Origin of the sequence: Domibacillus sp. 8LH (genome assembly GCF_038806185.1) — a bacterium.
GTDB classification, from domain to species: domain Bacteria; phylum Bacillota; class Bacilli; order Bacillales; family Domibacillaceae; genus Domibacillus; species Domibacillus indicus_A.
The window spans coordinates 1-238 of sequence record NZ_JAVJNG010000318.1 but is presented as its reverse complement, the minus strand read 5'-3'; the positions used below and the strand labels follow the sequence as shown (position 1 = coordinate 238).

The 238-nt window shown below is 39.5% G+C and carries 1 protein-coding gene; it reads left to right on the top strand.

Features of this window, described 5'->3' with window-relative positions; genetic code table 11:
* On the top strand, nt 1–238 hold a 238-nt coding region (locus RG959_RS24860), incomplete at both ends, for an IS110 family transposase (protein ID WP_483298932.1).

The window sequence follows — 238 nt, the reverse complement described above, 5'->3', positions numbered from 1 at the left end:
AGCTAAGGTCCTTCACCGTTTCAAACGATTTACCAGGTGCAACGAAGTTGCGAGATGCCATTATTGAGTGTGCAGCTGGTCGAGATATTTATACGCTTAGAATCGGTCTTGAATCAACTTCTGTCTATAGCTTTCATCCCTCTATGTTCTTACATAATGACGCTTCACTTAAGTCACTTGGGACAGAAGTATTTGTCATGAATCCGAAACAAATTGCGAATTTTAAAAAGAGCTATAG